The sequence below is a fragment of the Geomicrobium halophilum genome (assembly GCF_014207655.1).
GTDB lineage: Bacteria > Bacillota > Bacilli > Bacillales > Marinococcaceae > Geomicrobium > Geomicrobium halophilum.
The window spans coordinates 428,226-440,843 of sequence record NZ_JACHHJ010000003.1 but is presented as its reverse complement, the minus strand read 5'-3'; the positions used below and the strand labels follow the sequence as shown (position 1 = coordinate 440,843).

Here is a 12,618-nt window from a genome sequence, read left to right as displayed (position 1 = left end):
TGTCGGGGAAAAGTTGAGCACTATTAGACAGACAGGAGATAGTAAGAATGGTACTAGTGGGTACTTTGGTTAACGGCCTTGCCATTATCCTCGGGGCTTCATTAGGTATGTTTTTGAAAAGAATTCCTCAGCGGATGAAAACAATTGTAATGCAAGCGATCGGCCTTTCGATCATTCTTTTAGGCATTAATATGGGGCTAGAAAGCGATCAATTTTTGATCACCATATCTAGTCTGGTGATCGGTGGTGTTCTTGGGGAATGGTGGCGAATTGAGGATCGTTTGAATGCATTTGGGACATGGCTCGAAAATAGGGTTGGCAAGTCGGAAAGCGAAGGAATGTTTGCAAAGGGCTTCGTCACGTCTTCCCTTGTTTTTGTTGTTGGCGCCATGGCAATTTTAGGAGCCTTGGAGAGTGGACTCAGGCTCGATCACCATTTACTGTACACAAAAGCCATGCTTGATGGTTTTTCAGCGATCTTTTTTACATCAATGCTTGGGATCGGTGTCATGTTTTCAGTGGTACCAGTTGTTCTCTATCAAGGAACCATTGCACTGTTAGCTGGTCAAATAAACCGTGTGGTTCCCGATCCGTTGTTAGAAATGTTCATCACGGAGATGACTGCTGCTGGTGGAATTATGATTGTAGCAATCGGGCTACGCCTTCTGGGAATTGTCGATATTAAAGTTGCAAATTTATTGCCGGCGATACTAGTCGTATTTGTTATTACTGGTGGCATGTATCTATTATGATCCCAACTGAAATGCCCACCCCCTATTCTTTAGATGGAGCGGACATTTCCCGAGCAGCCGGCTGAGTCATGGGGCGTCGGCGCGAGGCCATGGCCTGTGGTGGTTTCCGAAGCCATCGATCTGCCTGTAATAAAGCTTCTGCTGTTCTCTCCGCCATTCTCATGACGAGGTGCAGCCGTGTATTTTGCAGCACGAAAAATTCCATCATTCCGCCTACATTTACGGTTCCTGTTATGTGCATATCACCCGTGTCGGGAAGTGATTTCTTCACCGCGCTTCCAGGGCGAACCGGTCCGGAAGCGAATGTAATCCGCCCTATATTTTGAGGTTTACCCATACTCGCATCCATCGCCACGATGAACGGTTGGTGATGACTTGCGTTAATCTGATGTAGTGTTTCGTTCAAATTTAAGGCATGGACAGGTTTTGAAAGCGTACCATAAACGATGAGTCTATTCGGACTATTTTCATCTACCATCGTACCTGTCAAGGGGCCAAATGAATCCCCGGTGGATCGATCGGTTCCGATACAAATCAAAACAATTTCTTTGTTTGAAGGTAAAAATCTTAGCCTTTGAAAAAATTGCTCGGCAAGGGGTTTGATCATCATTTCATCATCTACATGACATTGGTATTGAAAATTCTGATCCTTAAAAAAAGATTTTGGATTAAACATACCTTTCTCTCCTTTATCATACTAGTCCCAGTATAAGGGAAAGTTTGCTGTTCTATACGTATGGTTCAACAGCTAAAGAATGGTAAACCATTTTTCTTTATTAAATGGACAAGGGAGAGACGTCGATGGTCGGACGTGGTTTAAAATGGATGTTTTTACTTACAGGTACGATGATCGGTGCCGGTTATGCTTCTGGGCGGGAAATATGGCAATTCTTTGGTGCAGACAGTGTTGCCGCTATAATATTATTCAGCATTCTTTTCACGCTCAGTTCAACAATTATCTTGAAGATTAGTATTGATCTAAGAGCAGAAAATTATGTGAGCGTTTTGCAGAGGTTATTAGGGACACGTCTTTCAAAATTTTACGATACGCTCATCATTTTATACCTGCTGACGACAACTGGTATTATGATTTCCGGTGGAGGGGCGACATTAGAGACGTTTGAGCTTCCTTATTGGATGGGTGTATCGATGATGTGTCTTTTACTCATTGTCTTGTTTATATGGGATCTGGATGGACTAACATCCGCAAATAATATTCTTACTCCGACATTGATCATATCCCTCATTGCGATTTTGATTCTTTTTCAAATGTCGAGTGAGGGAGGATTCGTTTTTGAATGGGGAGCACAAACAAACTGGCCTTCAGCCTTAACGTTTACGGCATTAAACTTACTTCCTATTGTTGCTGTGCTTTCGGTCATTGGGAATAAAATTCAACATGAAGCTGAAATTTGGATTGCGACGGTTGGCAGCGGGCTTTTACTTGGGAGTGTTTCTTATTTGTACAATCAGTCCTTGCTCGTCGTTGCGGATGATATTTTACTTTATGAAATTCCTTTGTTTTCTATCCTTAGTTCTTATCCAACGATTCTCATTTTTGCCATGACGATCCTTTTATTTACTGCAATATTTACTACAGCAGCAGCAAATATTCTTGGGTTAATTAGCCGTTTCCGCCGACTGATCAATGGGCCTGGATGGCTCCTTACCATATTAGTTATCCTTCCATTGCTGCCGATGACGATATTCGGCTTTTCAACACTAGTTTCCTTCCTTTACCCGATTTATGGAGTCGTCAACCTTTATTTACTCGGAGCGGTTCTCCTTTATCCGTTTATATCCGACAATTTGCAGCAAAAATAAGAGAAAGAGAGAAGGGCTAAGTTCTCCCTTTTCTTTATTTAATATGATATAATACACCATGCCTTCTGCTATGAAGGCTTCTTCTCATTGATAAAAAGAATTATGTACGTATAGAAAGGAGCGGGAACGTTGTCGGACAAGTCATTCCAACTGAACGATATTGTGGAAATGAAAAAACCCCACCCTTGCGGGAACAACCGATGGAAGATTATTCGGATGGGGATGGATATTCGCATTAAATGTCAAGGTTGTGGGCATAGTGTCTTGATTCCGCGCAGGACGTTTACCCGTAAATTGAAAAAAGTGCTGGAAACTGATTCAGAGTAAGGAAGTGAATACGATGGCTTTAACGACAGGCATCGTGGGGTTGCCCAATGTTGGCAAGTCCACGTTATTTAATGCTATTACACAAGCAGGCGCTGAAGCTGCCAATTATCCCTTTGCTACGATTGACCCGAATGTAGGGATCGTTGAAGTGCCTGATGAACGTTTACAAGTCTTAACAGAACTTGTCAATCCCAAAAAAACAACCCCAACCGCTTTTGAATTCACTGATATCGCGGGGATTGTTGAAGGAGCCAGTCATGGCGAAGGGCTAGGGAATAAATTTCTTTCCCATATACGTGAAGTGGATGCGATTTCCCATGTCGTCCGCTGTTTTGAAGGAGGAGACATTACTCACGTGTCCGGAAGCGTTGATCCAGTTCGAGATATTGAAGTGATTAATCTGGAGCTCATTCTGGCTGATCTTGAAACGGTCACGAAACGGATGGAAAAGGTGGAAAAACAGGCGAAATCAAAGGATAAAGATGCGCTTGCCGAACATGCTGTTTTGGAAAAATTAGTGAAGGCATTGGAAGCTGAGAAGCCCGCGCGTAGCGTTACACTTGATGAAGATGAGCACAAAATCGCGAAAGGCTTCCAACTGTTAACTATGAAGCCTATTTTATACGTGGCTAACGTAAGCGAAGAAGATCTTCTCCATGAGGAAGACAATGAGTATGTGCAACGTGTACGAGAAGTAGCTGCTTCTGAAGGAGCAGAAGTGATTACGATCTGTGCTAATATCGAGTCAGAAATCGCTGAACTTGATGGAGAGGATCGTGAGTCTTTTCTGGAGGATCTAGGCTTAGCTGAGGCTGGGCTTGATCGTTTAATTCGAGCAGCATATGAGCTGCTAGGGCTAAACACGTATTTTACTGCCGGTGAGCAGGAGGTACGTGCTTGGACGATTCGCAAGGGTACAAAAGCTCCGCAAGCGGCTGGTGTGATTCACACTGATTTTGAACGTGGTTTTATCCGTGCCGAAGTTGTTGCTTATGATGACTTAGCGTCTTACGGTTCAATGCCAAAAGCTAAAGAAGCAGGTAAGGTTCGCCTGGAGGGCAAAGAATACGTCGTTCAGGATGGAGATGTTATCTATTTTAGATTTAATGTGTAAGAGCGGAGGATACCGCTCTTTTTTTAGGATATAGGGCTTCCATATCTAACTAGGATTTACAGATTTCTATCAATCTTTGACAAAGTTTTGCTTCAATCCTTTTTCCATAGTATAATTAATGATAAAGATAGTTTGTAAGGATGTCTAAAAGATTCATAAAGCAGGTATTAAGATTCCACTTAGAATTCTTGTTGCGTTAATGTGTGAGATTTCCCGGGAAATGAATGCTCGGCATGGCTCATTGGATCTTTGGATGATGTAATAAGAATTCTTAAAGAATCTTAAAGAGTGCAAAAAACAATATGAGATGGGAGAGATTTTGGCATGCTAATGGCAGCAGATATTGGAAATTCTGAAACGAAAATGTACATAGGGGATCGTTTCTTAAAGCAACCATCCCTTGTTAAAAGGGTGAATCGAATTCCTGAAACAGCGGAAACCGATCTTTTGGAAAGCATTGCCCGCATAGAAGATGAGCTATTGATTCATGTGACAAGTGATGCAATTAAAAGAAACGGTGCATATTTTGTTGGAAATCGTGCAAGTAAAATTAACGACATGGTAGAAAATATCAATATTAAACTTGGAAATAAGTACAAGCATGATATCCCAATTATCGTTTGTCTTGGTATGATCGCCGGGGATGAAGTAAAAACCTATTATGAGCAGCATGAGGAATTACCTCAGGTTTTGGAGGTAGAGGGCAACCTCTCAACGGCTATTCCTGCCTCTGAACATACGAATGAAAAAGCAGAACATTTGCAACGAAGGTTGGAAGGGCGTACCCATACCGTCATTATTTATGTAGGAGATCAACTCGTTACCGTTATGATTCGATTCCAGGAAGTCAATGTAACTACTGAAGGTGTTCCAGCTCTTTATTCGTTACTAACCGCTAAGGATGACATTTTAAAACATTACTACGAACAATACGAACCCAATACAAAGCCAAAGGATATGGCGAATCAAAATATCCTGCATGCGGACATCGGGGATGGAACGACGGAATACATCTACACTGAAGAAAAAAATGCCGTGATTGATCTTTGTGATGGAACCAGGCATGGCGTTGGACATGCTACACAAGAAGCAATCAAACTTCTAAAAGAAGCTGCAGGGGGACACCTCTCCTTGAACCGGCAGCAATTTATGACCATCTATAATGATGAGACAAATAATTTACATGAGACAGCGGTAGAGTGCATGGATGAAGCAAGGTACCTACAGGCTCAGCTCATCCTTGAAGACATACAGGAAAGGGCGATGAATACAGCCGGTAGAGTTGATAAAATCATGGTATATGGAGGAGGAAGCATACAATTTTATGGTGATTTGTATGAAGAGCTTCTAGACTATGCCAATGAAGCTAAGATTGAAGTGATTTGGATCCCGAGCGAATATGCGGTAAACATGAATGTGAAAGGTTTAAAAGTTTTAAATGAGAGACTTCTCTATAATAAATAGGTGGTATTATGAGTAAACAGCGAGTAACGTATACTTGGAAAATTGGCACCGAAAGGCATCCAGAAGCTATCAACGATTGGCTAGATGCACAATCCAACATTAGAGATTCTCTATCCTTTTTAGTGCAGATTATGCAGGAGAGATTTGGTAACGTCGATGTTCGTGATATTGAAGTCTCAAAGGAATTGATTCAATTCATGAACGCTATGGAGACAAGTGGCAAAGTTGAGCGACCACCTAGCCATGGAAAGCCATCGACCTCTTCAAATCAAGCATCTGACCAAGAGAAAGAAGTAGATGATGACCTTTTCTCTGGGATTGATGATAAAGCTATTTTTAACAGAAGATAAGGGAATCGCAAAAGGCATGAGCAGGTGTGAACACCAAGCTTATGCCTTTATTTTTTGGATTCGGGGATAAAATTGCAGGAGTTCTGCTCAAAATACACCGTATATCTTTGTCATTAGCATTTATAGAATAATGTTTATGTTCGATAGAGTTTAGAGAAGAGGTTTTATTTGCTTTTTGTTTTATTCATGCTATAATATAGGAACATTTGATCGTATTAAGATGAAATTTGTCCAAGCTATTGTGTATGAGTAACGTTCCTGTTACAATACTATATTGCGAGTAAATAGAGGGCGCTGCCCAGTTTTGCTCCTTGCTCCTGTTGTGACAGGGGCCGTTAAGACCAAAAGGAGGTGACCACGTGCGTAAATACGAGATTCTTTACATTTTGAATCCTACATTGGAAGAGGATGCCATCAAAGCAACGATCGAGCGCTTTAATAAAGTCCTCACTGATAACGGGGCAGAAGTTACGGATGTTGATGAGAAAGGGAGACGTCGTCTCGCTTATGAAATCAATGATTACCGTGAAGGATATTATGTCGTATTAACTGTTCAAGGAACAGCCGCAGCTGTGAATGAATTCGACCGTCGTGTTAAACTATCGGACGAAGTTATTCGCACACTCGTTGTTCGTGATGATGACTAATCGATTTTCAAATAAGGGGAGGGTTTGGAATGATTAATCGCGTCGTACTCGTTGGACGTCTCACTCGTGATCCTGAATTGCGGTATACGCCAAACGGTGTTGCGGTAGCAAACTTCGGCATTGCTGTTAATCGTCCGTTTACCAATCAGCACGGGGAGCGGGAAGCCGATTTCTTAAACTGTGTTGTTTGGAGAAAGCAAGCGGAAAACGTAGCTAACTATTTGAAAAAAGGGAGTTTGGCTGGCATAGATGGCCGGATGCAAAGTCGCAGCTTTGAGAATCAGGAAGGGCGGCGTGTGAACGTCGTTGAAGTCCAAGCTGAAAGCGTGCAATTTTTAGAACCTCGCAATGTTACCGCAAATCGGGGAGATTCTGATCAGAGCATGGGTGGCTCAGGGAACTATGGTTTTAGTCAAGAACCGCAAAGAAACACGTCCAACTTAAATGAAGATCCGATTTCCAATGATGGAAAGCCGGTCGATATATCCGACGACGATTTACCATTCTAAACACCTCTAATTAATTTATCAGTGGAAGGAGGGAGACCTCATGGCACGTCGTAGGGGCAAACGCAGAAAAGTATGTTACTTTACTGTGAACAAGATCCAAAAAATTGATTATAAAGATGTTGATCTTCTTCGTAAGTTCATCTCTGAACGTGGAAAGATTTTGCCAAGACGGGTAACAGGAACTTCTGCGAAATATCAACGTAAATTGACAATCGCAATTAAACGTTCTCGTCAAGCAGCACTTCTCCCGTATGCTAAAGAGGTATAAGCAACAAGATGCTAAGGCTTTCACCTAAATGGTGAATTCCCTGCATTTTCTTGTTTTGTTGCACTGCCAGCTAATTATTGCTGGCAGTGTTTTTCGTGTTTATTGTATAAGAGAAGGCGCAATCAAAGCTTTCTGTCCCTTCATTGTACTTTCGGAGTAATGCTCAATCTTTCATTTTATTGGCGTATGGGCTACAATGGACGAGTGAACCATAAAGAATAAATTATAGTGCGTGTTCAAAAAGAAGGACAAAAAGAGCCGAGAAGTGCAAGGAAGCCTGTCTCGAGCATCGAAGCGTACGATTCTGGTACGTGCTGACGCAGAAATTTGGCGGCTCTCGAATCCTCCTCGCACGATGAAGAAGTGATTTTCTTTTTCGAGGAAGTTTAACCGGACTTTTTGAACATCCTCTTATAGAAAAGTACGTGAGTTCCAAGGGGTGGCTAAATGAATCAATCAAGAAAGGTAACCGAAGGAGCGGTCATGATTGCACTTTTTGCAATTTTAATGGCAGCAACTATTTATATACCTGCTTTGTGGGTTATATCCGTCTGGCTTCTTCCGATGCCCCTCCTCATTTATACACTGCGTTTTGGGCCCAAACCTGGAGCGTTAGTACTTGCTGTTAGTATATTTGTTAGTTTATTAATCGGATTTCCATTTTCGATACCGCTTGTGCTCCTCTTTGCCGTAGGGGGTTATGTGGTAGGCTTTAGTTACTACCAGAAACGCTCGGCCTTTCAGACACTTTTTGCGGGAAGCTTGAGTTATATTTTTACTCTTTGGCTTCTGTTCGTGGGTTCGATTTTGATCCTGGATGTACATCCATTTGAAGTACTGGCATCAGGGATGGAAGAGTCTGTTGCCTCGGCTGAACAGATCCTAACCTCACTCGGCCAAGAAACCAATGAAGAACAACTGAACATGTATCGTGAGTTGATCGATTTCATACCGCAAATTGCTCCTTTGATCATGATCGTAACAGGGGCTGGCTATGCGTTTCTGACACAAGCGTTTGCTCATCCTATTTTGCGAAGGCTTGTTGATGGACAATATCGATTTCCTCCGATCAGATTATGGTCACTACCGAGAGTTTTTCTTTGGTATTATCTAATTGGAATTATACTGCGACTGGCTGTTTTGGATGATCAAGGCACAACCATGCATATGATCGTGTCTAATATTGTTCCTTTACTCGAAATCGCCATGATCATTCAAGGTGCATCAGTGATGTTCCAATTTGTTCATGTAAGGAAAATGACAAAGGCACTTCCGATCTTGATCCTCTTTCCAGGGATGATGCTTCCACTTGTCTCAACGTTTGTACGGATTCTCGGTATTTTGGATATCGGTTTTAATTTAAAAGATCGAATCAAGTCTGATAAGAATTAGGGGTTGAGTAAATGCCCATTTTTTTAAAAGAGCGTAGATATAACTATCCGATTATTGTCGTCTTTGCCTTTGCTATGCTTATCACGACTGCACTTGCGTTTTACCAATGGCAACTGGCAGTGATTGGCTTTGTTTTGCTCTTAGGACTGGGTTGGCTTACTTATTCTGTTCATGTCCGATTTCAGGAGGATTTAAAAAAATACATTTCAACCCTTAGTCATCGGGTGAATCGTGCTGGGGAAGATGCAGTCACGAAGCTACCTGTAGGGATTTTACTCTATGATCAAAACGAACAGATTCAATGGGCTAACCCGTATCTTCATGCTTTTTTGCCAGAGGAATATTTAGGGAAATCCGTAGGTGTACTTTCTAATGATATTCCTGAATTGTTACGGGACAAAAAATCTGAACATCGATTACGACTTTATGATCGGGAGTATTATATTTACGGACAAAAGGAAGAGCGACTTCTATACTTTTTCGATATGACTGAAACCGTTGAAACGCGCAATCTTTATAATGAAGAGCAGACGGTTGTCGCGCATATATTGCTGGATAATTACGACGATGTAATGCAAGGGTTAGACGAACAGGTTTCAAGTCGTCTAAGAGGTAAGCTTATGTCTCAATTGAATCAGTGGGCTCAGGAGTATGATATTTTGCTCCGGAGTGTAGCCGATGATCGTTTTATTGCGATTTTAAATTACCGTGCGCTTGAGGACATTGAGAATAACCGATTCCAGATTATCGATGATATTCGTGACATGACTTCAAAAGAAAAGGTTGCCCTTACCCTAAGTATCGGGCTAGGGATCGGGGAGAAAACATTGCGGGAGTTAGCAGCCCTAGCCCAATCTAGTCTCGATCTCGCACTCGGGCGTGGCGGTGACCAGGTTGTGATTAAAGAAAGGAACGGTCAAGTCCGGTTTTACGGTGGAAAAACGAATGCCGTTGAAAAACGTACCCGGGTTCGGGCACGGGTGATTTCCCATGCACTTCGCGATTTTGTCCTTGAGAGTGATCAAGTGATTGTTATGGGGCATAAGACCCCGGATATGGATGCGATTGGGGCAAGCATTGGTGTACTTAAAGTGGCTGAAGTAAACGACAAGGATGCCCATATCGTTGTAGATAACGCTGATGTAAGCCCGGATGTACAAAAACTGATGGATGAAGTAGAACAACATGAGTATCTCTGGTCCCATTTCCTAACACCTAGCCAAGCATTAGAACATTTAACCAGGCAGACGCTGCTTGTTGTTGTTGATACCCATAAACCTTCACTCGTGATTGAACCTAAACTACTTGAACGAGTACATCGCGTCGTTGTTCTTGATCACCACCGTCGCGGAGAGGAATTCATTGCTGATCCTGCCCTTGTCTATATGGAGCCATATGCTTCATCAGCATCTGAACTCGTGACGGAATTGCTGGAATATCAGCCTACTCGTGTCTCTATGGATACATTAGAGGCTACAGCTATGCTAGCGGGTATGATGGTGGATACGAAAAACTTTAGTATTCGAACGGGGGCGCGTACATTTGATGCAGCTTCCTTCTTAAAGTCGAATGGAGCTGATACAACAGCTGTACAGCTTTTACTAAAAGAAGATCTCGATCAATATGTTCAACGTTCTAAGCTGATTGAGAAGGCAAGTATTTATCGGGAGGGCATGGCCATTGCGCGCAGTAATGATGATGAGGCCTATCATCAAGTTCTCATCGCCCAAGCTGCGGACACATTGCTTACAATGAATGATGTAAAAGGTTCATTCGTGATCTCAAAACGGCAAGATCAACGCATTAGTATTAGCGCTCGCTCGCTAGGTGAGGTAAACGTTCAAGTCATTATGGAAAAGCTCGGTGGCGGCGGTCATTTAACCAATGCAGCTACGCAAATGCAAGATATTGCCTTGCCTGAAGCTGAAGACCGCTTGAAAACAGCCATTGATGAGTACATGGAAGAAGGAGGAGAAACACAATGAAAGTGATCTTTACAAAAGATATAAAGGGAAAGGGAAAACGAGGCGAAGTAAAAAATGTATCCGAAGGGTACGCCCGTAATTACTTATTCCCGAACAATCTTGCTCAGGAAGCTTCAAATTCTAACTTGAAAGAGTTGGAAAAGAAAAAGGCTAGTGACGAAAAGAAGGCTCAGCAAGAGCTAGAAGAAGCCCAAAAGCAAAAACAACAACTCGAAGAAACAACCGTTGAGATTGGAGCAAAAGCAGGAAAAGCAGGACGACTTTTTGGAGCTGTTTCTACCAAACAAATTACAGAAGCCTTAAAACAAAAAGGATTTACGGTTGATAAACGTAAAATCGATTTGAAAGACCCTATTCGTACACTCGGTGTTACAAAAGTAGGAATCAAAATTCATCCGCAAGTCGTAGCAACGGTTGATATTCATGTAAAGGCTCAGGATTAGGCAGAAAGGGAGGCCATGACGTTGAGCGATGTTTTAACCGGTGATCGTACACCGCCACAAAATATAGAAGCTGAGCAAGCGGTATTGGGAGCGATTTTTCTTGAAGAAGGATCGCTCGTTACCGCTATGGAACGTCTGCGACCAGAGGATTTCTATCGAGCGTCTCATCAGCGTATTTTTCGCGTAATGGCCCATCTTTCAGAACAGGCGGAGCCGGTCGATCTCGTGACCGTAACTTCCCAGCTTCAGGATCATGAATGGTTGGAGGAAGCGGGTGGAATCTCATATCTTACCGATCTTGCTAACGCTGTTCCTACCGCGGCAAATGTCGGCTATTACGCACGGATCATTGAGGAAAAGTCCTTATTACGTCGTCTGATTCGTACAGCAACCTCCATTGTATCGGAAGGGTATACTGAGGATCAGGAAGTTGATGACGTTCTCGGTGATGCAGAACGGGCAATCCTTGAAGTTTCGAACCGGCGGAACTCGGGAGCGTTTGTATCGATCAAGGAAGTCCTTATGGAAACCTATGACAATATTGAAATGTTGCAAGGACGTGGCGATGCCCTCACGGGTATTGCTAGCGGCTTTCAGGATCTGGATCGGATGACCGCCGGTTTTCAATCTAGTGATTTGATCATTGTCGCTGCCCGGCCTTCCATGGGAAAAACAGCTTTTGCTTTAAACATCGCCCAAAATATTGCGACGAAAACCGATGAAAACGTAGCGATTTTCAGCTTAGAGATGGGCGCTTCCCAACTCGTGCAAAGAATGCTTTGCGCTGAAGGTAACATTGATGGATCACGCCTTCGGACAGGCCAACTGCTCGAAGAAGACTGGGAAAAGCTGACGATGGCCATGGGGACCCTTTCACGTGCCGGCATATATATTGATGATTCACCTGGAATTAAGGTGAGCGATATTCGCGCTAAATGCAGGCGTCTGCAAAATGAAAAAGGGCTAGGCATGATTTTGATTGATTATTTACAGCTTATTCAGGGTCAGGGGTCCGAAAGCCGTCAACAGGAAGTCTCGGAAATCTCTCGAAATCTCAAAGCTATCGCACGTGAATTAAATGTCCCAGTTATTGCACTATCTCAGCTTTCCCGCGGGGTTGAGTCCCGCCAAGACAAACGCCCGATGATGTCCGATTTACGGGAGTCCGGCAGTATCGAGCAGGACGCAGATATCGTATCTTTTCTCTATCGTGAGGATTATTACGATCAGGAAACAGAAAATCAGAACATGATTGAAATTATTCTTGCCAAGCAACGGAATGGTCCCGTTGGCAGTGTCGAGCTCGCTTTTATTAAGGAATACAACAAATTTGTTAATCTTGACCGTCAACATGATGAAAGTATGGCGCCATAAGAGGGCGCCTTGCACCATATTTGAATTTGTCAAAATGCTCCTAAAATGAACGAAATGGCAACTTGAGTTGATTTCGTTCGTTATTTTTGACGTTTTACACGCTTTTTGGTAAAATTAATTTCGATGATTGATATAAAAAGTGAACATTATTTATACAGAAGAGGTGAGT

General features: G+C 42.7%; 14 protein-coding genes. 13 read left to right on the top strand and 1 reads right to left on the bottom strand.

Annotated features, from left to right (window positions below):
* Positions 1-47: 47 nt before the first annotated feature.
* Entirely contained in the window at positions 48-752 is a 705-nt protein-coding gene (locus tag HNR44_RS12575; protein ID WP_184404640.1) for a DUF554 domain-containing protein, read from the top strand.
* Between the two features lie 22 nt (positions 753-774).
* Here HNR44_RS12575 and yyaC read toward each other — a convergent pair whose 3' ends face one another.
* The gene (yyaC, locus tag HNR44_RS12570) at positions 775-1,428 is read right to left on the bottom strand and encodes a spore protease YyaC (protein WP_246407370.1); all 654 of its coding nucleotides are present in this window, start codon (positions 1,426-1,428) and stop codon (positions 775-777) included.
* Between the two features lie 125 nt (positions 1,429-1,553).
* Between yyaC and HNR44_RS12565 the strand changes: the two genes are divergently transcribed.
* The 12 genes from HNR44_RS12565 to dnaB all read left to right on the top strand — a co-directional run bounded on the left by HNR44_RS12565 (position 1,554) and on the right by dnaB (position 12,449).
* Positions 1,554-2,576 carry a YkvI family membrane protein gene (locus HNR44_RS12565; protein WP_184404639.1) on the top strand — a complete coding sequence of 341 codons (1,023 nt, stop codon included), beginning with the start codon at positions 1,554-1,556 and terminating at the stop codon, positions 2,574-2,576.
* A 129-nt stretch (positions 2,577-2,705) separates the two neighbouring features.
* Positions 2,706-2,903: a DUF951 domain-containing protein gene (locus HNR44_RS12560; RefSeq protein ID WP_184404638.1), complete on the top strand. Its 198-nt coding sequence runs from the start codon at positions 2,706-2,708 to the stop codon at positions 2,901-2,903.
* 13 nt (positions 2,904-2,916) lie between these two features.
* Positions 2,917-4,017 (top strand): redox-regulated ATPase YchF, encoded by a 1,101-nt coding sequence (ychF, locus tag HNR44_RS12555; protein WP_184404637.1) that lies wholly within the window; start codon positions 2,917-2,919, stop codon positions 4,015-4,017.
* 324 nt (positions 4,018-4,341) lie between these two features.
* A complete protein-coding gene (locus HNR44_RS12550; RefSeq protein ID WP_184404636.1) occupies positions 4,342-5,481 on the top strand; it encodes a ParM/StbA family protein in 1,140 nt (379 codons plus the stop codon).
* An 8-nt stretch (positions 5,482-5,489) separates the two neighbouring features.
* A complete protein-coding gene (locus HNR44_RS12545) occupies positions 5,490-5,831 on the top strand; it encodes a hypothetical protein (RefSeq protein ID WP_184404635.1) in 342 nt (113 codons plus the stop codon).
* A gap of 359 nt (positions 5,832-6,190) precedes the next feature.
* Complete coding sequence (gene rpsF, locus HNR44_RS12540; protein ID WP_184404634.1) at positions 6,191-6,478, top strand: 30S ribosomal protein S6; 288 nt, start codon at positions 6,191-6,193, stop codon at positions 6,476-6,478.
* A 29-nt stretch (positions 6,479-6,507) separates the two neighbouring features.
* Complete coding sequence (ssb, locus tag HNR44_RS12535; protein ID WP_184404633.1) at positions 6,508-6,987, top strand: single-stranded DNA-binding protein; 480 nt, start codon at positions 6,508-6,510, stop codon at positions 6,985-6,987.
* Positions 6,988-7,027: 40 nt separating this feature from the next.
* The gene (rpsR, locus tag HNR44_RS12530; RefSeq protein WP_184404632.1) at positions 7,028-7,255 is read left to right on the top strand and encodes a 30S ribosomal protein S18; all 228 of its coding nucleotides are present in this window, start codon (positions 7,028-7,030) and stop codon (positions 7,253-7,255) included.
* Positions 7,256-7,702: 447 nt separating this feature from the next.
* Positions 7,703-8,647: a YybS family protein gene (locus HNR44_RS12525; protein ID WP_184404631.1), complete on the top strand. Its 945-nt coding sequence runs from the start codon at positions 7,703-7,705 to the stop codon at positions 8,645-8,647.
* Positions 8,648-8,658: 11 nt separating this feature from the next.
* Entirely contained in the window at positions 8,659-10,632 is a 1,974-nt protein-coding gene (locus HNR44_RS12520; RefSeq protein WP_184404630.1) for a DHH family phosphoesterase, read from the top strand.
* The gene (gene rplI, locus HNR44_RS12515) at positions 10,629-11,075 is read left to right on the top strand and encodes a 50S ribosomal protein L9 (protein ID WP_184404629.1); all 447 of its coding nucleotides are present in this window, start codon (positions 10,629-10,631) and stop codon (positions 11,073-11,075) included. The genes HNR44_RS12520 and rplI overlap by 4 nt, the downstream gene beginning before the upstream one ends.
* A gap of 21 nt (positions 11,076-11,096) precedes the next feature.
* Positions 11,097-12,449, top strand: a complete 1,353-nt coding sequence (gene dnaB / locus HNR44_RS12510) for a replicative DNA helicase (RefSeq protein WP_184404628.1) — start codon at positions 11,097-11,099, stop codon at positions 12,447-12,449.
* The last annotated feature ends 169 nt before the right edge of the window (positions 12,450-12,618 follow it).

Excerpts from the sequence above, each read along its gene's own strand:
- HNR44_RS12575 (WP_184404640.1), top strand. The coding sequence starts at position 48 with ATGGTACTAGTGGGTACTTTGGTTAACGGCCTTGCCATTATCCTCGGG.
- yyaC (WP_246407370.1), bottom strand. The coding sequence starts at position 1,428 with ATGTTTAATCCAAAATCTTTTTTTAAGGATCAGAATTTTCAATACCAA.
- HNR44_RS12565 (WP_184404639.1), top strand. The coding sequence starts at position 1,554 with ATGGTCGGACGTGGTTTAAAATGGATGTTTTTACTTACAGGTACGATG.
- ychF (WP_184404637.1), top strand. The coding sequence starts at position 2,917 with ATGGCTTTAACGACAGGCATCGTGGGGTTGCCCAATGTTGGCAAGTCC.
- HNR44_RS12550 (WP_184404636.1), top strand. The coding sequence starts at position 4,342 with ATGCTAATGGCAGCAGATATTGGAAATTCTGAAACGAAAATGTACATA.
- HNR44_RS12545 (WP_184404635.1), top strand. The coding sequence starts at position 5,490 with ATGAGTAAACAGCGAGTAACGTATACTTGGAAAATTGGCACCGAAAGG.
- ssb (WP_184404633.1), top strand. The coding sequence starts at position 6,508 with ATGATTAATCGCGTCGTACTCGTTGGACGTCTCACTCGTGATCCTGAA.
- rpsR (WP_184404632.1), top strand. The coding sequence starts at position 7,028 with ATGGCACGTCGTAGGGGCAAACGCAGAAAAGTATGTTACTTTACTGTG.
- HNR44_RS12525 (WP_184404631.1), top strand. The coding sequence starts at position 7,703 with ATGAATCAATCAAGAAAGGTAACCGAAGGAGCGGTCATGATTGCACTT.
- HNR44_RS12520 (WP_184404630.1), top strand. The coding sequence starts at position 8,659 with ATGCCCATTTTTTTAAAAGAGCGTAGATATAACTATCCGATTATTGTC.
- rplI (WP_184404629.1), top strand. The coding sequence starts at position 10,629 with ATGAAAGTGATCTTTACAAAAGATATAAAGGGAAAGGGAAAACGAGGC.